Annotated in this window: 16 protein-coding genes, 3 tRNA genes and 1 pseudogene; 6 read left to right on the forward strand and 14 right to left on the reverse strand. The window is 75.2% G+C overall.

The features are described from left to right. Positions 1-83: 83 nt before the first annotated feature. Complete coding sequence (locus V6V16_RS26530; protein WP_334566421.1) at positions 84-302, reverse strand: hypothetical protein; 219 nt, start codon at positions 300-302, stop codon at positions 84-86. Positions 303-581: 279 nt separating this feature from the next. On the opposite strand from V6V16_RS26530, the gene V6V16_RS26535 reads away from it, so the two are divergent. Then, positions 582-1427, forward strand: coding sequence for a helix-turn-helix domain-containing protein (locus V6V16_RS26535; RefSeq protein ID WP_334566424.1), 846 nt, complete (start codon positions 582-584; stop codon positions 1425-1427). A 4-nt stretch (positions 1428-1431) separates the two neighbouring features. Beyond that, positions 1432-1632: a DUF397 domain-containing protein gene (locus tag V6V16_RS26540; RefSeq protein WP_334566426.1), complete on the forward strand. Its 201-nt coding sequence runs from the start codon at positions 1432-1434 to the stop codon at positions 1630-1632. A 116-nt stretch (positions 1633-1748) separates the two neighbouring features. On the opposite strand, the gene V6V16_RS26545 is transcribed toward V6V16_RS26540, so the two are convergent. The 5 genes from V6V16_RS26545 to V6V16_RS26565 form a co-directional block, all read right to left on the reverse strand. Beyond that, positions 1749-2801: an ROK family protein gene (locus tag V6V16_RS26545; RefSeq protein WP_334566429.1), complete on the reverse strand. Its 1053-nt coding sequence runs from the start codon at positions 2799-2801 to the stop codon at positions 1749-1751. A 161-nt stretch (positions 2802-2962) separates the two neighbouring features. Then, the gene (locus V6V16_RS26550) at positions 2963-3754 is read right to left on the reverse strand and encodes a putative protein N(5)-glutamine methyltransferase (RefSeq protein ID WP_334566430.1); all 792 of its coding nucleotides are present in this window, start codon (positions 3752-3754) and stop codon (positions 2963-2965) included. Positions 3755-3910: 156 nt separating this feature from the next. Next, a complete protein-coding gene (locus V6V16_RS26555; RefSeq protein ID WP_334566432.1) occupies positions 3911-5044 on the reverse strand; it encodes a cystathionine gamma-lyase in 1134 nt (377 codons plus the stop codon). A 5-nt stretch (positions 5045-5049) separates the two neighbouring features. Continuing rightward, positions 5050-6048, reverse strand: coding sequence for an NAD(P)H-dependent glycerol-3-phosphate dehydrogenase (locus V6V16_RS26560; protein WP_334566434.1), 999 nt, complete (start codon positions 6046-6048; stop codon positions 5050-5052). Beyond that, a complete protein-coding gene (locus V6V16_RS26565; RefSeq protein WP_334566435.1) occupies positions 6045-6779 on the reverse strand; it encodes a lysophospholipid acyltransferase family protein in 735 nt (244 codons plus the stop codon). The genes V6V16_RS26560 and V6V16_RS26565 overlap by 4 nt, the downstream gene beginning before the upstream one ends. Before the next feature lie 127 nt (positions 6780-6906). Between V6V16_RS26565 and cofC the strand changes: the two are divergent. From cofC to V6V16_RS26585, 3 genes and pseudogenes are all read left to right on the forward strand, one after another. After that, positions 6907-7557 (forward strand): annotated as a pseudogene (cofC, locus tag V6V16_RS26570) (2-phospho-L-lactate guanylyltransferase); the annotation flags it as partial. A 256-nt stretch (positions 7558-7813) separates the two neighbouring features. Beyond that, complete coding sequence (locus tag V6V16_RS26580; RefSeq protein ID WP_334566436.1) at positions 7814-10159, forward strand: RNA degradosome polyphosphate kinase; 2346 nt, start codon at positions 7814-7816, stop codon at positions 10157-10159. A 23-nt stretch (positions 10160-10182) separates the two neighbouring features. Further along, on the forward strand, positions 10183-11148 hold the full coding sequence (locus tag V6V16_RS26585; protein ID WP_334566438.1) for an NUDIX hydrolase: 966 nt from the start codon (positions 10183-10185) through the stop codon (positions 11146-11148). 21 nt (positions 11149-11169) lie between these two features. Here V6V16_RS26585 and V6V16_RS26590 read toward each other — a convergent pair whose 3' ends face one another. The 4 genes from V6V16_RS26590 to leuC all read right to left on the reverse strand — a co-directional run bounded on the left by V6V16_RS26590 (position 11170) and on the right by leuC (position 16172). Further along, positions 11170-13146 carry an endonuclease/exonuclease/phosphatase family protein gene (locus tag V6V16_RS26590; protein ID WP_334566440.1) on the reverse strand — a complete coding sequence of 659 codons (1977 nt, stop codon included), beginning with the start codon at positions 13144-13146 and terminating at the stop codon, positions 11170-11172. A 139-nt stretch (positions 13147-13285) separates the two neighbouring features. Next, positions 13286-13951: an HU family DNA-binding protein gene (locus tag V6V16_RS26595; RefSeq protein WP_334566442.1), complete on the reverse strand. Its 666-nt coding sequence runs from the start codon at positions 13949-13951 to the stop codon at positions 13286-13288. A 172-nt stretch (positions 13952-14123) separates the two neighbouring features. Beyond that, a complete protein-coding gene (gene leuD, locus V6V16_RS26600) occupies positions 14124-14711 on the reverse strand; it encodes a 3-isopropylmalate dehydratase small subunit (protein ID WP_334566444.1) in 588 nt (195 codons plus the stop codon). 12 nt (positions 14712-14723) lie between these two features. Next, on the reverse strand, positions 14724-16172 hold the full coding sequence (gene leuC / locus V6V16_RS26605; protein WP_334566445.1) for a 3-isopropylmalate dehydratase large subunit: 1449 nt from the start codon (positions 16170-16172) through the stop codon (positions 14724-14726). A 49-nt stretch (positions 16173-16221) separates the two neighbouring features. On the opposite strand from leuC, the gene V6V16_RS26610 reads away from it, so the two are divergent. Next, positions 16222-16908: an IclR family transcriptional regulator gene (locus V6V16_RS26610; RefSeq protein ID WP_013284529.1), complete on the forward strand. Its 687-nt coding sequence runs from the start codon at positions 16222-16224 to the stop codon at positions 16906-16908. A 144-nt stretch (positions 16909-17052) separates the two neighbouring features. On the opposite strand, the gene V6V16_RS26615 is transcribed toward V6V16_RS26610, so the two are convergent. From V6V16_RS26615 to V6V16_RS26630, 4 genes are all read right to left on the reverse strand, one after another. After that, positions 17053-17125: transfer RNA gene (locus V6V16_RS26615), tRNA-Glu, on the reverse strand. A 311-nt stretch (positions 17126-17436) separates the two neighbouring features. Continuing rightward, a tRNA-Glu gene (locus V6V16_RS26620) sits at positions 17437-17509 on the reverse strand. A gap of 139 nt (positions 17510-17648) precedes the next feature. Further along, a tRNA-Gln gene (locus V6V16_RS26625) sits at positions 17649-17720 on the reverse strand. A 108-nt stretch (positions 17721-17828) separates the two neighbouring features. Beyond that, entirely contained in the window at positions 17829-18632 is an 804-nt protein-coding gene (locus V6V16_RS26630; protein WP_334566448.1) for a fumarylacetoacetate hydrolase family protein, read from the reverse strand. Positions 18633-18970 lie beyond the last annotated feature (338 nt).

The following is an 18970-nucleotide window of genomic DNA, read 5'->3' on the forward strand; positions in this document are numbered from 1 at the left end:
CCGCAGGCTCGCGGTCAGGGTCAGGTCGGGTTCGGCCACCGCCCGACCCTAGCCGCCGCCGGCGACCGCGCCCGCGGGCGGGCTCAGCTGCGCGCGTGCCGCCGGCCGATGGCCAGCACCTTGACCCGCTGCCGGCCGGCCCGCACCATGCCCAGTGCCATGAACGCGCCGGCGATCCGGTCGGCCGCCTCCCGGCTGCTCGCCCCGACCACCTGACGGCGCCGCTCCGGGCAGTTGCGTTCGTCGCGGCCCGAGCCCTCCACCGGGCGGACGTCGGTCAGCACCACCAGGAAGCGCGTCATCGGTGCCCGCCGGCGCGGTCGGCGCGGGCCTGTCGACCAGTACGCACGTCGGGTCCCTTCCGGCTGGCGGGCCACGGGGGGTGGCACGCGGCGATCGGGTACGGGGGAGAAACCCGATCGCCGCGCGCCCCATCCCCTCCGGTCACTCACCACCACCGTCGCCACGACAACCGGCGGTGAGGACGCGATGACAGATTGACATGTACACAGCCATGAATGCAACTCTCATCGGCGTTCTCTCATCTACACCTTCCCGGCAAGATGTGCGACGATCGATGCATGGCTCCCAAGACCGCACGCGCCCGCCGACTGGGCATCGCGCTGCGCACCCACCGGGAAGCCGCCGGCCTCACGCTGGAGGCGGCGGCGGACGAGATCAGCAGCACCCGCAGCACCCTGTCCCGCTACGAGAACGCGCAGACGCTGGTCAGCCCGGCCACCGTGCGCGCCCTGCTCACCCTCTACGGGGTCGGCGCGGACGAGGTGGCCGCGGCCGTGCAACTGGCCAAGGACGCCCGCAAGCCGGGCTGGTGGGTGTCGTACTCGTACCTGCTGGACCGGCGCACCATCGACTTCATCGCGCTGGAGGCCGAGGCGACAGGCATCGCCAACTTCGAGCCGTCGGTGGTACCGGGGCTGTTGCAGACGGCCGACTACGTCCGGGGCGTGATGCGGGGCGGCCCGCACACCCTCGGCGACGACGAGGTGGAGCAGCGGGTCCAGTTCCGGCTCGACCGCCAGCAGCGGCTCGTCGCCGACCAGCCACCGATCCTGGACGCCATCATCGACGAGGGCGCGCTGCTGCGGCCGGTCGGCGACCGGTCGGTGATGGAGGCGCAGCTGCACCACCTGGTCAAGATGGGCGAGCTGCCCAACATCACGGTCCAGGTGATCCCGCTGGCCGCCGGTTACCACCGGGGCACCCGGGGCTCGCTGCACATCCTGGAGTTCCCCGACCCGGAGGACCCGATCATCGCCTCGGTGGAGACGGTGGCCGGGCAGATGGTCCTCGACCGGCCGGGTGACCTGCGTACCTGCACCAAGATCATGGAGCACCTGCGGACCGTCGCGCTCAGCCCGGCGGACAGCCGCGACCAGCTCCTCCAAATCCTGAAGGGACGGTAGGACCATGAGACCGACTATCGACGCGGCGCTGGCCGTGGCGCGGTGGCGCAAGAGCAGCCGCAGCGGCGACGAGGGGGCGTGCGTGGAGATGGCGGTGGTCCCGGGAACGGTCGCCGTCCGCGACTCCAAGGACCCGGCCGGCCCCGCGCTGCTCTTCCCGCCGGCGGCGTGGGCCGCCTTCGTCGGGGCGCCACCCCGGCACTGAGACTCCCCCCTCCGGGGGCGCCGGCGCGCCCGCTAACCACGTCGCGCCGGCGCCCCGCCGTCGACGGTCCCGCCGTTGGGAGCCGGCGGGACCGTCGACCGGCGGGGACGGGTGGGTCAGCCCGCTACCACCGGGCGGGGCGGAGGGCCCGCGCGAAGCGCCTCCAACGCCGCGATGGCCACCCCCCGGGCACCGGCCATGTCACGCTCGGGCACCAGGGCGAAGGTGGCCGCCGCGGCCTGCTCGTCGCGCAGCAGGGTGTGCTCGCGCACGGCCGCGAGGAACCAGTCCCGGAACTCCGGCGCCGCCTCCACCACCCCGCCGCCGACGAAGTAGGCGTGCGGATCGGTGAAGTTGGCCGCGACGGTGAAGAGCCGGCCCAGCGCCTTCGCCTGCTGGGTGAAGACCTCCCGGGCCAGCGCGTCGCCCCGCTCCCCGTAGCCCCGGACCAGCTTCGCGGCCCGCTCCGGCGACTCGGCGGCCAGCGGATGGTCGGGGTACCGACCCAGCCAGTACGGCAGCAGGTTGCGCCCGATGGCGGTCAGCGAGGCGACGCTCTCGGCGTCGCCGGCGAAGCCGCAGGCGCAGGTGGGCACCGGCTGTCCCGGGGCGAGCAGCCCGGTCAGCGGGATGTGCACGTGGCCCAGCTCGCCGGCCATTCCCGCGGCACCGGCGACCACCCGGCCGGCTTCCACCACCCCGCCGCCCAGCCCCGTACCGACGATCGCGGACACCGAGGAGCGGCGCATCGCGTCGGCGCCGAAGTACGCGTGGTGGGCGTAGAGCGCGGCGGCGTTCCCGTCGTTGTGGTAGACCACGGGCAGCCCGAGCCGCCGTTCCAGCGCGGTGCGCACGTCGTAGCCGCGCCAGGCCGGCTCGGAGAAGTTGGTCGACCCGCGGGAGGAGATCACCCCCGTCGCGCTCGCCGGGCCGGGCGTGTCCAGCCCGACCGCGCGCACCGACCCGACGGGCACGCCGGTCAGCGCCAGCACCCCCTCGAACGCGCGGGCCAGCGCCTCGATCGCCGCCGCCGGGCCGGCGCGCACCTCGCTCGGGTTCTCCACCAGGCCGTCCACCAGGAACCGACCGTCCACGGTGAGCACCGTGGCGTTGTTGCTGGTGCCGCCGTTGTCCAGCCCGACGACCACCGGCACGTCCACACCACCCACGACAACCCGCCTTCCGCCGCCACGCCTGCCGTGAGGCTAGTTGCCCGTGCCGGCCCCCGCCAGGCCGCGCGGGCCGCTCCGCCCCTGCCCCGGGGCGGGGACGGCACGGGGCACGCCGCGCGGCAACGGCAGGGGGAAGGCCGGCCGTGGGGCGCGCGGGTTCAACCGGGGCGGCGGGCGGTGACGGCGGTGGCGTCCCGGTCCTCGTCGCGGAACACCGCCGGGCACAGGCCGAGGGCGGTCAGCGCCGCGCCGAGCGCGTCCACCTGCGTCCCGCCCGCCTCCACCACCAGGTGCCCGCCGGGGGCCAGCCAGCGGACCGCGCCCTCGGCGACCCGGCGCAGCACCGCCAGGCCGTCCGGCCCGCCGTCGAGGGCCACCGGCGCCTCGTGCAGCCGGGCCTCCGGCGGCATCAGCGCCACCGCCGCCGTCGGCACGTACGGGGCGTTGGCCAGCACCAGGTCCAGCCGGCCCCGCCAGCGCGTTGGCAGCGGGTCGTACAGGTCGCCGTGGAAGACGGGGACGGCCAGCGGCGCCAGGTTGCGCCGGGCACAGGCCACGGCGGCGGGATCCACGTCGGCGGCGGCCAGCCACCGCGGCGCCAGCCGCCGGGCCAGCGCCACGGTGGTGGCACCGGAGCCGCAGCACAGGTCCACCACGGCCGCCCCCGGCCCGGTCACCGACACGGCGGCGTCCACCAGCAGGGCGGTACGCGCGCGGGGCACGAAGACGCCCGGGTCGACGGCGACCCGCTCGCCGCAGAACTCGGCCCAGCCGAGCACGTGCTCCAGCGGCAGCCCGGCGACGCGACGCTCGACGAGGCCGGCCAGTGCCTCCGCCGAGTCGGCGGCGGCGATCAGCAGCTCCGCCTCGTCCTCGGCGTAGACGCACCCGGCGGCGCGCAGCCGGTGCACGAGGGCGGGCCGGTCGGGGCGGAAGGAGAAGACGGTCATCGGGAACCTCCGGGAGCGTGCGGCGACGCTCCCGGCCCGCCGGGTTCAGCCGGCGTGGCGTCGGAGGGGAGCGTCGGTCCCACCTGTCGGACGGATCGGGCTCACCTCCTCCGGTCGGGTGACGGACGGCCCGGCGAGGGCCGGCGTCACGATAGCTCAGCCGGCGGCCCCGGTCGCGTCGCGGCTCGCGTCGAGCGCGGCGGCCACGTCGGCGACCAGGTCCACGGTGTCCTCGACCCCGCAGGAGAGCCGGACGAAGCCGGGCGGGGTGTCGTCGCCCCACTGGGCGCGCCGGTCGGCGGTGGTGTGCAGGCCACCGAAGGAGGTGGCCGCGGCGACCAGCCGGGCCGCGTGGAGGAACCGCGCCACCCGCCCGGCGTCGCCGAGGTCGAAGGCGAGCACTCCGGGGACGCGCCGCATCTGGGCGGAGGCCACCGGGTACGCCGGGTCGTCGGGCAGCCCGGGCCAGCGCAGCCCGGTGACGTCGGCGCGCCCCGCGAGCAGGCCGGTCAGCGCCTCGGCGTTCGCGGTCTGCCGGGCCAGCCGCAGGTCCAGGGTGGCCAGCGAGCGGTGCGCCAGCCAGGCGTCGAAGGCGCCCGGCACCGCACCGGTGAGGTTCCGCCAGGCGGTGACCGCGTCCCGCAGCTCGGCCGAGCGGGTCGCGACGTAGCCGAGCAGCAGGTCGGAGTGCCCGGTCAGGGCCTTGGTGCCGGAGGCCACCACCACGTCGGCGCCCAGGTCGAGCGGGCGCTGCCCGAGTGGTGTGGCGGTGGTGTTGTCGACCGCGACCAGGGCGCCGGCGGCGTGCGCCCGGGCGGCCACCGCCGCCACGTCGGCGACGTCCAGGCCGGGGTTGGCCGGGGTCTCCAGCAGCACCAGACGTACGCCGTCGAAGCCCGGGTGCGGGCCGGCGGTCGGGGCGAGGAGCACCCGTACCCCGATCCCCTCCAGCGTCTCGGCGGCGAAGGCCCGGACGGCGAAGTAGCCGTCCGCCGGGAGCACCACGGTGTCGCCCGGCCTGAGCAGCGTCAGCAGCAGCCCGGTGATGGCGGCCTGCCCGCTGGCGAAGACCCGGCAGTCGCCCCCCTCCAGCTCCCCGATCGCCGTCTCCAGCAGCCGCCGGGTGGGATTGTCCGGCCGGCCGTAGCCGTCCGGCGCCGCCGCCGGCCCCGCCCACGGGTCGAGGTGGTACGGCGCGGCGAACACCGGGCCGGGCAGGAACGGCTGACCGGGCGCCGGCTCGGGCAGGCCGGCGCGGACGCAGCGGGTGCCGTCGTGGTGCTCGGTCATGTCCCTCACTCCGGTTTGGTGGTGCGGCTCATCAGGGCCTCGACGGCGAGCCGGGGGTCCATGCCCTCGTGGCAGACCAGCTCGACCTGCTCGGTGATCGGCATCTCCACCGCGTGCGCTCGGGCCAGGTCGCGCAGGGCCAGCGCGCTCTTGACGCCCTCGGCGGTCTGCCGGGTGGCGACGCGGGCCTCCTCCAGGGTCGCGCCCCGGCCCAGGTGCTCGCCGAAGGTGCGGTTGCGGGCCAGCGGCGAGGAGCAGGACGCGACGAGGTCACCCATGCCGGCCAGACCGGCGAAGGTGAGCGGGTCGGCGCCGAGGGCCACCCCGAGCCGGGCCGTCTCGGCCAGTCCCCGGGTGACGAGCATGGCCCGGGTGTTGTCGCCGAAGCCCATCGCCACGGCGATGCCGTACGCCAGGGCGATGACGTTCTTCACCGCGCCGCCCAGCTCGCAGCCGATCACGTCGTCGTTGGTGTACGGCCGGAAGTAGGGCGTGGTGATCGAGCGTTGCACCAGCGTCGCCCGGTCCGCGTCGGTGCCGGCGACCACGGTGGCGGCCGGCTGCTCGGCGGCGATCTCGGGGGCCAGGTTGGGGCCGGAGACCACCACCACCCGGTCGGCCGCCACCCCGGCGGTCTCCACGATCACCTCGCTCATCCGCTTGGTGGTGCCCAGCTCGATGCCCTTCATCAGCGACACCAGTGTGGCGTCCGGGTGCAGGTGCGCGGTCCAGTCGGCGAGGTTGCCGCGCAGCGTCTGCGACGGCACCGCCAGCACCACCAGCTCCGCCCCGGTGATCGCCTCGGCGGCGTCGCCGGTCGCCGTGACGCCCGACGGGAGCAGCACGTCCGGCAGGTACTCCGGGTTGCGCCGCTCGGCGCGGATCGTCTCCGCGACCGGCTGCCGGCGCGCCCAGACGGTGACGTCCCGGCCGGCGTCGGCGAGGATCTTGGCGAAGGCCGTGCCCCACGAGCCGGCCCCCAGGACCGCGACGTGCCCGCTCACGCCGCCGCCCCCGGCCGCCGCTCGCCGGCAGGGCGGACCGTGCGTTCCCACAGTGGGGGCGGGGTGCCGCCCCTGATCTCGGTGAGCATGTCACGAAGGCGCAGCATGATGGTGTCGGTCATCTCCTCGAGGACGGCCTTCGTCGGGGTCGCCCCGGCCCACCGGCCCAGGTCGACGGGGGGCCCGGCGACCACGGTCACCGGGATCCGGGGGCGTGGGTCCAGTCGGGAGCGGCGCGGGTCGAAGATCCGCTGCGGGCCCCACATGGCGAGCGGGACCACCGGCGCCCCGGTGGCGAGTGCGAGCCGGGCGGCGCCGGTCTTGCCCTTCATCGGCCACAGCTCCGGTTCGCGGGTGATGGTGCCCTCCGGGTAGATCACCACCGCGCCGCCCTGGTCGAGCGCGGCGACGAGCTGGTCCAGCGAGCGCACCGCGTCCACGGTGTTCCGCTCGACCGGGATCTGCCGGCACCGGTGCAGGATCCACCCGATCACGGGGACCCGGAACACGCTGGCCTTGCCCAGGAACTGCGGCCAGCGCCCGGCGTCGTAGACGAAGTGGGCGGCGACCAGCGGGTCGGCGTGCGAGATGTGGTTCGGCACGATGATCACACCACCGTCGCGGCGCAGGTGCTCCATGCCGCGCCAGGTGCGCCGGGTCCAGACGGTCATCGCCGGCTTGATCAGCACCACGGCGAACCATTGCCAGAACCCCAGCCTCCGCCGTGTCACCGCGCCTCCTCGTACCGCCCCGACCCGCACCGGATCCGCGCCCGGTGATGCCCGCAGCGGAAATCATGCCTGCTCGCCCCCCGTCCGGCCAGAGAGGGTGCCGCCGCCCGGCTGGCAGGATGGCGGCGTGAGTCAGCCGAGGTGGACCCTGGTGGTGCCGGTGAAGCGCCTCGCCGCCGCGAAGAGCCGGCTGCGGGGGGCGCTGCCGGCCGTACCGCACGAGGAGCTGGCGCTGGCCCTGGCGGCCGACACGGTCGCGGCGGCGCGGGCCTGCCCCCCGGTGGCCGGGGTGCTGGTCGTCACCGACGACGCCCGGATGGCGGCGGTGGCCCGCCGGGCGGGCGCCCGGGCGGTGCCCGACGCCCCGGCCGCCGGGCTGAACGCCGCGTTCCGGCACGGCGCTTCCGTCGCCGGCGGTGGCTGGGTGGCCGGGCTCACCGCCGACCTGCCCGCGCTGCGCCCGGCCGAGCTGGCGGCGGCGCTGGGCGCGGCGCAGGCCGGGCCCGCGGGCGTACGCCGGTACGTGGCCGACGCCCCCGGCACCGGGACGGTGCTGCTGGCCACGCCGCCGGGCGTGCCCCTGGATCCCCGCTTCGGGATCGGCTCGGCCGCCGCGCACGCCGCGAGCGGGGCGCTCGCCCTGACCGGCGAGTGGCCGAGCCTGCGCCGTGACGTCGACACCGCCGACGACCTGACCGAGGCGGCCCGGCTCGGGCTGGGGCCGACGACGGCCGCGCTGGCGGCCGGCGGCCCGGCGCCGGGCGGGGCGTGTAGCGTGCGGGACATGCAGGGCACGGTGGCCACCTACGACGCGGCGACCCGCAGCGGGACGCTGCTCCTCGACGACGGCACGGAGCTGGCCTTCCCGGCCCCGGCGTTCGACGCCTCCGGGCTGCGCCTGCTCCGCCTCGGCCAGCGGCTGCGCGTCGAGACCGACGCCGCCGGCGCGGTCGTCCGGGTGACATTGCCGACGATGGCCTGACTGCTGGTCGAAGTTCATTTTGCGTTAACCCGTTCCGGGTGATTATGGGCGGGTGAGCACCCCCCGCCAGCACCCCGCCGACCGCACGCCCGCCGACCCGACGACCTCCCGCAACGGCGCCCGGGCCCGGGGCGTCGACGGCCGATTCCGCGCCGACGGATCCGCTGGGACGCCCCGCACGCAGGACGCCGGCACCGACGCGGCGACCGCCTCCGCCGGCCTGGAGGAGGTGCTGGACCCGGCCGCCGCGCCCCCGGCCGAGGTGGCCGAGGTGGCCGCCACGGCGGCCGAGGCGGCCTCGGCGCCACCCCCCGACGAGCCGCCCCCGGCGGAGCCGCTGCCCGAGGACCGCTTCCTGAACCGGGAGCTCTCCTGGCTCGACTTCAACGCCCGGGTGCTGGCGCTCGCCGAGGATCCGCGTACGCCGCTGCTGGAACGGGCCAAGTTCCTGGCCATCTTCGCCAGCAACCTGGACGAGTTCTACATGGTGCGGGTCGCCGGGCTGAAGCGGCGCCTCCAGGCGGGCCTGCCGGTACGCGGCGGGGACCGGATGCCGCTGCGTACCCAGCTGGAACTCGTCTCCGCGAAGGCCGCGGAGCTGGTCGCCCGGCACTCGGCCTGCTTCACCGACGACGTGCTGCCGAAGCTGGCCGCCGAGGATATCCGGATCCTGCGCTGGGCCGACCTGGACGATCCCGAGCGGGAACGGCTGCGCGCGTACTTCCGGGAGCAGATCTTCCCGGTGCTGACCCCGCTGGCGGTGGACCCGGCGCACCCCTTCCCGTACATCTCGGGGCGGTCGCTGAACCTGGCGGTGGCGGTCCGCGACCCCGACGGCGGCTCGGAGCTGTTCGCCCGGGTGAAGGTGCCGAACAACGTGCCCCGCTTCGTCCGGGTGCACCGGGACCTGCCCGGCGTACGGATGCTGCCGGTGGAGGACCTGATCTCGGTGCACCTGGGGCAGCTCTTCTCCGGCATGCAGGTGGTCGAGTGCCACCTGTTCCGGATCACCCGCAACGCCGAGGTGGAGGTCGACGAGGACCGCGACGAGGACCTGCTCCAGGCCCTGGAACGGGAGCTGGCCCGGCGCCGGTTCGGCCCGCCCGTCCGGCTGGAGGTGGCCGCCTCGGTCTCGGACCGCGTGCTGGAGCTGCTCGTGCGGGAGCTGGACATGCACGACCAGGAGGTGCTGCGGGTGCCCGGCCTGCTCGACCTCTCCGCCCTCTGGCAGCTCTACACCGAGGCGGACCGGCCGGACCTGAAGGACCCGCCGTTCGTGCCGGCCACCCACCCCCGGCTGACCGAGGGCGAGGTGCCGCGCAGCGTCTTCGCCACCCTGCGCGACGGCGACATCCTGGTGCACCACCCGTACCACTCGTTCGCCACCAGCGTGCAGCGCTTCGTCGAGCAGGCCGCGGCCGACCCGGACGTGCTGGCCATCAAGCAGACCCTCTACCGCACCAGCGGCGACTCCCCCATCGTGGACGCGCTGGTGGACGCGGCCGCCGCCGGCAAGCAGGTGGTGGTGCTCGTGGAGGTCAAGGCGCGCTTCGACGAGGTGGCCAACATCGGCTGGGCGCGCACCCTGGAGCGGGCCGGCTGCCACGTCGTCTACGGCCTGGTCGGCCTCAAGACCCACTGCAAGACCGCCCTGGTGGTACGCCAGGAGGGCAACCAGATCCGGCGCTACTGCCACATCGGCACCGGCAACTACCACCCGAAGACCGCCCGGCTCTACGAGGACTTCGGCATGCTCACCGCCGACCCGGAGATCGGCGCCGACCTGACCGACCTGTTCAACGTGCTCACCGGCTACAGCCGGCAGACCGGGTACCGGCGGCTGCTGGTGGCCCCGCAGGGCATCCGCAGCGGGCTGATCGAGCGGATCGAGCGGGAGATCGCGCACGTCCGGCTGGGCATGCCCGGCCTCGTCCAGATCAAGGTGAACTCACTGGTCGACGAGAAGATCACCGACGCGCTCTACCGGGCCTCCCGCGCCGGCGTCCACGTGGACCTGGTGATCCGGGGCATGTGCACGCTGCGGCCGGGGGTGCCGGGGCTGTCGGAGAACATCCGGGTCCGCTCGATCCTGGGCCAGTTCCTGGAGCACTCCCGGATCTTCCGGTTCGGCAACAACGGCGACGCCGAGTTCTGGATGGGCTCGGCCGACCTGATGCACCGCAACCTGGACCGCCGGGTCGAGGCGCTGGTGCGGGTCGGCGACCCCGTGGCGCGGGCCGAGCTGGACCACGTCCTGACCGCCGCGATGAGCCCCGAGGTCGACGCGTTCGAGCTGGCGGCGGACGGCACCTGGAGCCGCCGCGCCGGCACGGCCGAGGAGCCGCTGGTCCACCTGCAGGAGCTGCTGCTGCGTCGCGTCGGTGGCACGGCGAGCTGACCGGTAGCGCATAGGCTGACCAGATGCTGGATGAGCGGGACGCGCCGGGCCCCCGCCGGGGCCGGGCGGCCGAGGGCCCCGACGCGACGCCGCCGATCCGGGCGGCGGGCGGTGTCGTGTGGCGCCCCGCCGACGAGCCCGGCCCGGTCGACGGGTCGGCCGCCGGGCGCGCCCCGGCGCTGGTCTGCCTCGTGCACCGGCCCCGCTACGGGGACTGGTCGCTGCCGAAGGGCAAGCTGGAGCCGGGCGAGCATCCGCTGCTCGCGGCCGTGCGGGAGGTGGCCGAGGAGGCCGACGTCCGGGCGGTGCCGCAGGTGCGGCTGCCCACCGTGCGCTACCACAGCGAGGGCCGCCCGAAGGTCGTCGACTACTGGTCGATGCGGGCGGTGGCCACCGGCGGCTTCCAGCCGGACACGGAGGTCGACGACGTGCGCTGGCTCGGCGTGGACGAGGCCATCCGGCTGGTGAGCTACCCGCACGACGCCGAGGTGCTGGCCGGGTTCGCGGCGCTGCCCGCGGTCACCGGGACGGTGGCGCTGGTCCGGCACGCCCACGCCGGCAAGCGGGCCACCTGGTCGGGCCCGGACACCGGCCGGCCGCTCGACGCCCAGGGGTGGGCGCAGGCGCACGCGCTGGCCCCACTGGTGGCGCTGGTCCGCCCGGCCCGGCTGCTGTCGGCCTCGGCCCGCCGGTGCGTACAGACCCTCGACCCGGTGGCGGCGCTGCTCGACCTGCCGATCGAGGTCGACGGCGATCTGGACGAGCCCCGCCCCGGCCAGCACCCCGACGAGTGCGCGCTGGCCGCCGCCGACCGCCTGGCCACGCTGGCGGCCGACGGGGAGCCGGTCGGGGTGTGCAGCCAGGGCAAGGTGATCCCGGGCGCCCTGGCCCGGCTGAGCGGGCGGCCCGGCGACTTCACCACCCCGAAGGGCGGCGGTTGGCTGCTCGCCTTCACCGGCGGGCGGCTGCTCGCCGCCGACCGCCTCTGACCGCCCCGGGTCGGCGGCGGGTCAGGCCGGCGGCAGGGTCAGGGTCACCACGACCGGCAGGTGGTCGCTGGCCGTCCCGGGCGGGGCCGCGGGGTCGGTGGCAGCCAGGTCGGGGGTGACGAAGACGTGGTCGATCTGCTGGCGCGGGGCGTCCGCCGGGCTGGTCGCCAGGGGACGGGCGGCGGCCAGCGCGTCGACCAGCCCGGCCCGGGTGAACTCGGCGAACGCCGCGTCGCCCGGCTCGGTGTTCAGGTCTCCGGCGACCACCAGCGGACGGCCCGCCGCGTACCGGACGGCGAAGTCGGCGACCGCCCGGGCCTGGACCACCGGACCCGCACCGGGCGGCGGTTGCAGGTGGGTGGCGACCACCGCGAGCCGTACGCCCCCGCTGAAGTCGATCGTGACCCCCAGGGCCTGCGCCCCGGTCGGCGCGCCGACCGCCGGCAGCGGCCGGGTCCGCGCGGCGTCCAGCGGCCACCGGCTCAGCACCGCGTCGCCCCAGAGCGGGTCCGCGGCCGGCGCGAAGACGTACGGCATGTCCAGCCGCTCCGCCAACAGGTCGAGCGTGTCGTGGCCGCCGTTGAGCAGCCACCCGCGGTCGACCTCGCTGAGCGCCACGACGTCGGCCCCGGCGACGGCCCGCGCCAACGCGTCCGGGTCGAAGCGACCGTCCATCCCGAAGCCCATCCGCACGTTGTAGGCCGCCACGCGCACCCTCTCCGGCGGCCCGTCCCGGTTGGTGGCGGAGAGCAGCTCGTCGCTGGCGACGGCGGCGAGCAGCGTCAGCGCGGCGGCGCCGGCGGCGGTCCACACCGGCGGCAGCGGCGGCCGGGGCGGCCCCGGCACGGGCCGGGTCGCCAGTGCGACGGCGGCGACCAGCGCCGCGACCGCCACCGGCACCCACGCGTTGGGGTGGCCGAGGTCGTAGGCGGCGTAGTAGGCCACCGCCGCGACGGCGAAGGCGAGCATCCCGCCGACAGCCGCGTATCCGCGCCGGTCGGCCGCCCGCGCCGGATCACCCGCGAGGGCGGCCGACCCGGCGGCCCGAACGCCGGCACCGGCCGCCCCGGTCCCGGTCGTGCCCGGAGCGGCGGCGTGGACGGGTGGGGCGCCGGCGCCGGCCGACGCCAGGCAGGCGCCGAGGCCGACGGCGGTGAGCAGGACGGCCGGCAGCAGCAGCTCCCCGCGTCCGAGGGCGACGAGGACGGCCCCGCCCACCAGCGCCGCCGGCCCGAGCCACCGCCAGCACCCGCGCCGGGGTGACGCCAGCGCGGCGAGCAGGAAACAACCGACCGCCACGGCGAGCGGGGCGGGCCCGAGGAGCGGCACCGTCGCCACCCCCACCTCGTCGGCGGGATCCGACCGCAGCAGGCCGAACTGGTACGACATCGCCGTCCGGGCGACAGCCGGTGAGAGCGCCACCATGCCGGCGAGCAGCAGCGCCGGCCCGGCCAGCAGCCAGCTCCGTACCCCGCCGGGCCCGGCCGGCGGCGCGGGCCGCGCCTGGCCCGCCAGGAAGAACGCCCCCACCAGGCCGGCCGCGAGCCACGCCGGCCAGCCGCCGAAGAACGCCGAGCGGTACGTGTCCAGCACCGTGTGCAGGACGGCGCCGCCCGCGAGCCCCAGCGCCAACCCCGGCACCGGCCGGTCGGTCCCGGCGGCGGCTCCGGCGAGCCAGACCAGCCCGGCGAGCAGCCCCGCCGTGGCCAGCCAGAGCTGCGGCAGCCCGCCCGGCTGGCCGTTGACGGCGAGGCGGGCGAGCACCAGCAGCACCGCGGCGACGAGCGTGACGGGGCGGGCGCCGGCCCGCCGGACGAGCGCGGGCGCGGCGAGGGCGAGCAGGAAACAGCCCAGCGCGAACGCCCCCAGCAGCTCGGCGGGGGTCGAGGCGGCCTGCCCGAAGATGGTGATGACGGCCGGGAGGAAGACACGCAGCACGTCCACCAGGAGCACCACGCCCAGGGCGAGGGTCACGGTGGTGAGTCGCCGGTAGCGCACGGGGGGCTGCCTTTCGCCGGCCGGAACGGGTGCGGCGATTCTGCGTGCGCGGCACCGTCCGGGTCAACGCCCGACGGCCGGGACGGTACGGCGAAGGGCGTCCACCGGCCGGTGGACGCCCTTCGCCGTACCGCTTGCCTCAGCGCTTGGTCGCGGCCTTCTTGGCCGGCGCCTTCTTCGCGGGCGCCTTCTTCGCCGCCGCGCTCTTGCTCGCCGTCGCGGCGGTCTTCTTCGCCGCGGTGGCCTTCGACGCCGCGGCGGTCTTCTTCGCCGGGGCGGCCTTGGTGGTCGCGGTCTTCTTCGCCGCGGTGGTCTTGGTCGCCTTCGCCGCGGGGGCCGTCTTCGCCGCCGCGGTCGCCTTGGTGCCGGTGGCCTTCGCACCCGCCGCCTTGGCCCCGGTCGCCTTCGCGCCGGTCGCCTTGGCGCCGGTGGCCTTGGCGCCGGTGGCCTTCGCCCCGGTGGCCTTGGCCGTCGTCGTCTTGGCGGCGGCCGCCGTGGTCTTCTTCGCCGCCGCCGTGGCCTTCGGCACCTTGCCGCTGGCCACCATCTCCTTGAACCCGGCGCCGGGTCGGAAGGTCGGGACGGATGTCTTCTTGACCTTCACCGCCTCGCCGGTACGCGGGTTGCGCGCTGTTCGGGCGCCCCGGACACGCTTTTCGAACGCTCCGAATCCGGTGATCGCCACCTTCTCGCCCTTGGTGACCGCCGCCTGGACCTCAGCGAGGACCGCGTCGAGCGCGGCCGTCGCCGTCTTCCGGTCCCCCAGGCGAACGGCGAGCGCCTCGATGAGCTCGGCCTTGTTCACGACTTCCTCCCGATTGTGCAACTGACTCGACGCGAGCCATTCTGCGCGCACGGTATGCCCTGTGCTGCCGGGACACAAACATTCGGCCGAAAAAAGCCCTTGTGTCGTAACGGATTCGCCCCCGCCGGTGGAACCGGCGGGGGCGAAAACCGCTGCGCGGTCGGGCGTACGGCTACGTGACCGAGGGCAGGAACGGTGCCCTGGTCGCCTCGAAGGCGCTGATCTCGGCCTCGTGGCGGAGGGTGAGTCCAATGTCGTCCAAGCCCTCCAGCAGCCGCCAGCGGCTGAAGTCGTCCAGCGGGAACGACCAGGTGGCCGCGCCGACGCGCACCTCCCGGGCGGTCAGGTCGACGGTCAGCGGGGTGGTCGGGTCGGCCTCCACCAGGGCCCAGATCTCCTCGACCGCCGGCAATTCCAGCTCCACCGGGAGCAGCCCCTCCTTGAGCGCGTTGCCCCGGAAGATGTCGCCGAAGCGCGGCGAGATCACGGCCCGGAAGCCCCAGTCGCGCAGCGCCCAGACGGCGTGCTCCCGCGAGGATCCGGTGCCGAACTCCGGGCCGGCCACCAGAATCGACGCTCCCGAATGGGCGGCATCGTTGAGCACGAATTCCGGGTCCTCGCGCCAGGCGCTGAACAAGCCGTCCGCGAAACCGGTCCGGGTCACCCGCTTGAGGTACACGGCGGGAATGATCTGATCGGTGTCCACATTGGAGCGCCGCAGCGGCACGGCGGTGCCCGTGTGGGTGGTGAACCTCTCCATCTGGGTGCCCTTCTACAGGTCGGCGGGAGCGGCCAGCCGGCCGGCCACGGCGGTGGCGGCGGCGACCGGCGGGGAGACCAGGTGGGTGCGGCCGCCCCGGCCCTGGCGGCCCTCGAAGTTGCGGTTGGAGGTGGAGGCGGAGCGCTGGCCCGGCGAGAGCGTGTCGGGGTTCATGCCCAGGCACATCGAGCAGCCGGCGAAGCGCCACTCGGCGCCCGCGTCGGTGAAGACCTTGTCCAGCCCCTCCGCCTCGGCCGCCTCCCGGACGGCGGCGGAACCCGGCACCACCAGCATCCGCACCCCGCCGGCGACCCGGTGCCCGCGCAGCACGTCGGCGGCGGCGCGGAGATCCTCCAGCCGGCCGTTGGTGCAGGAACCGACGAACACCACGTCGACCGGGAGGTCGCGCAGCGGGGTGCCGGGGCGCAGGTCCATGTACTCCAGCGCGCGGTTCGCCGCGGTCCGCTCGGCCTCGGTGGCGAACTCCTCCGGCGCCGGCACCACCGCGCCCAGCGGCGCGCCCTGACCGGGGTTGGTGCCCCAGGTGACGAAGGGGGTGACCGCGTCGGCGTCGAGGGTCACCTCGGCGTCGAAGGTGGCGCCCTCGTCCGTGGGCAGGGTCCGCCACCAGGCGACCGCCGCGTCCCAGTCCGCGCCCTTCGGCGCGTGCGGCCGCCCCTTCAGGTACGCGAAGGTGGTCTCGTCCGGCGCGATCATGCCGGCCTTGGCGCCCCACTCGATGGACATGTTGGCGATGGTCATCCGCCCCTCCATGGAGAGCGACCGGATCGCCTCGCCGCGGTACTCGACGATGTGCCCGCGACCGCCGCCCGTGCCGACCTGGGCGATCAGCGCGAGGATCAGGTCCTTCGCGGTGACTCCCGGGGCGAGGCGCCCCGTCACGTTCACCGCCATCGTCCTCGGCCGCGCCTGCGGCAGCGTCTGGGTGGCCAGCACGTGCTCGACCTCACTCGTGCCGATGCCGAACGCGAGCGCGCCGAACGCGCCGTGGGTGGCGGTGTGCGAGTCGCCGCAGACGATGGTCGTGCCGGGCTGGGTGACGCCGAGCTGCGGACCGATGACGTGCACGATGCCCTGGTTCTCGTCGCCCAGCGGGTGCAGCCGGACGCCGAACTCGGCGCAGTTGCGGCGCAGCGTCTCGATCTGCGTACGCGAGGTGGGGTCGGCGATGGTGAGCAGGTCGCCGCGCCGCGCACGGAACGACGGGTCGGCGTACCCCGTCGGCGTGTTGTGGTCCTCCGTCGCGAGCGTGAGGTCCGTGCGGCGCACCCGCCGCCCGGCGAGGCGCAGCCCGTCGAAGGCCTGCGGGCTGGTCACCTCGTGCAGCAGGTGCAGGTCGATGAAGAGCAGATCGGGCTCGCCCTCGGCGGACCGTACGACGTGCGCGTCCCAGACCTTCTCGGCCAGGGTCCTCGGCTCGGTAGTAGTGACTCCCACCATCTGGACATCCTAAATTCTGGGAGGTAAGTTTCGGCTTGTGGGACACAGTATGAGCGGTGTCGGCGTTCTCGACAAGGCGGTGGTCATCCTGGCCGCCTGCGTCGACGGCGCCAGCCTGGCCGAACTCGTTGAACGCACCAAGCTGCCCCGGGCCACCGCGCACCGGCTGGCGCAGGCACTGGAGATCCACCGGATGCTGGTCCGGGACACTCAGGGGCGCTGGCGTCCCGGCCCCCGCCTCGGTGAGCTCGCCAACGCCGCGCCGGACGTGCTCCTGACGGCGGCGGAGCCGCTGCTGGCGGCGCTGCGGGACGCCACGGGCGAAAGCGCCCAGCTCTACCTGCGCCGCGCCGACGAGCGCATCTGCGTGGCCGCCGCCGAGCGCGCCAGCGGCCTGCGGGACACCGTGCCGGTCGGCTCGGTGCTGCCCATGACGGCTGGCTCGGCGGCGCAGATCCTGCTCGCCTGGGAGCCGCCCGAGGCGGTGATGCCGCTGCTGCCCCGGTCGAAGTTCACCGGCCGCACGCTTGCCGAGGTACGCCGGCGCGGCTGGGCGCAGAGCGTCGCCGAGCGCGAGGCGGGGGTGGCGAGCGTCTCGGCGCCGATCCGCGACCGCACCGGCCGGGTCATCGCCGCGATCAGCATCTCCGGCCCGATCGAGCGCCTCGGCCGGCGCCCCGGCGAACGCCACGCCATGGCGGTGGTCCGCGCCGGCCAACGCCTCTCCGGCCTCTGACCGACGCCCGTGCCGCCCGGCCCGGCGCGCGACCCCGCCCACAGCATCGGCGGGCCGACGGGATCGAGCGGGCCCGACCGGCGGGAACTGACCCGATGCGGAACGGCCCGCCCCACCGCAGTGGGACGGGCCGTTCCGGGTGAGTAGCCCCGACCGGATTCGAACCGGCGCTACCGCCTTGAGAGGGCGGCGTCCTGGGCCGCTAGACGACGGGGCCAGAACTTGCCTGCTTCCACCGCCCTCGCGGGCGGTGCCGCTGTAGTCTAGCGGCGTCCCCCCGCAGGGCCCAATCCGGGGCGGCGACGCCGACGGCCGGCCCCCGGGCAGGGGCACGACGCGGGCAGACGGGCCAGAGCATTCGGCGCCGGCACCGGGCGGGGAAACGACGCGCGCAGGCACCGCCCGGGCGGAGGCGGCGGCGAAGCGCCCGAGCACACGACCGGGCCCGCGCGCCGGGCACGGAGGAAGGCGGCCCCAACATGCGAAACGGCCCGCCCCACCGGAGTGGAACGGGCCGTTCTCGTGTCGTAGCCCCGACCGGATTCGAACCGGCGCTACCGCCTTGAGAGGGCGGCGTCCTGGGCCGCTAGACGACGGGGCCAGAACTTCACTTGCGGCACCGCCCTGCCGGGCGGTGCCGCTGGACTCTATCAGAGAGAACCTCCGGCCTCCCTGTCGGGAAACCGGAGCTGCTCTCCGATGAGAACCAGCGCACGAGACTCTCTCGAACCTCGGCTGCGCTGGGGTACCAGGACTCGAACCTAGACTAACTGAACCAGAATCAGTCGGGCTGCCAATTACCCCATACCCCATCGGCCCCTTGTGGCGCCGGGAACAGACTTTACCCTCCCGGTGCCGACAGGCCAAATCGAGCCCCCACAAACCGCCCGTGACCTGCGGAAACGGGGTCTCGACGCGAATCAGGCGACCGGCACCACCGGATTGGTCAGCTCGCCGATCCCCTCGATCCGCACGGCGACCGTATCCCCGTCCACGAGCGGGCTAACCCCCGCGGGCGTGCCGGTGAGCACCACGTCGCCGGGGAGCAGCGTCATCACGTGCGAGACGTACGACACCAGGGCCGGCACGTCGAAGACCATGTCCCGGGTCCGGCCGAGCTGGCGCACCTCCATCTCGTCGGGATGGCGGCCCACCTCGCAGCGGATCTCCAGGTCACGGACGTCGAGCCCGGTGGTGATCCACGGCCCGATCGGGCAGAACGAGTCGAAGCCCTTGGCGCGGGTCCACTGGCCGTCCGAGCGCTGGAGATCCCGGGCGGTGACGTCGTTGGCGCAGGTGTAGCCGAAGATGGCCCGCTCCGCGGCGGCCCGGTCGGCCCGGCGGGCGCCCGGCGCCCCGATCACCACGGCCAGCTCGGCCTCGTGCTCGACCCGCTTGGAGAAGATCGGCAGCCGGATCGCGTCCCGGGGCCCGATCACGGAGGTGGACGGCTTGAGGAAGAGCAGCGGTTCCTTCGGCACCTCGCTGCCGTGCTCGGCGGCGTGCTCCGCGTAGTTGCGCCCGACACAGACGACCTTGCTGGGCAGGATCGGCGAGAGCAGCCGGACGTCCGACAGCGCCCACCGGGCACCACTGAAGGTGATCTGGCCGAACGGGTGGCCCTCGATCTCGGCGACGGTCAGGCCCTGCGGACCCGCCTCCGGCTCGCCCTCGACGACCCCGAACGACATTCCCTTGGCATGAGCAAAACGAGCGATACGCACCAGGCCAATCTAGCCCCGGTCGCCGGCGTCCCGGCCGAGGCCACGGCCCCGCCGACCGGCGCACCCTACGCCACCGCCCGCTTCCCGGCCCGGACTTCGCGACTTCGCACCCGCCCGGGACCGCCGCGCCCCTAGCGTCGGCTCCGGAGGTTCGTTCGTATGCCTGCATCGACACGACACCACAGGGCACTCGCAGTGTTCGTCCACTGCCTCGGCATTCTCGCCGCCGTGCCGGCACTGCCACCGGCGGCACCACCCGCGGCGGCCGCGCCACCACCGGCCGCCGCCCCGACCCCGCAGCCGGCCATGCCCGCGGCGCCGCCGGCGGTGCCCACCCC

Origin of the sequence: Micromonospora sp. CPCC 205561 (assembly GCF_036906775.1) — a bacterium.
GTDB lineage: Bacteria > Actinomycetota > Actinomycetes > Mycobacteriales > Micromonosporaceae > Micromonospora.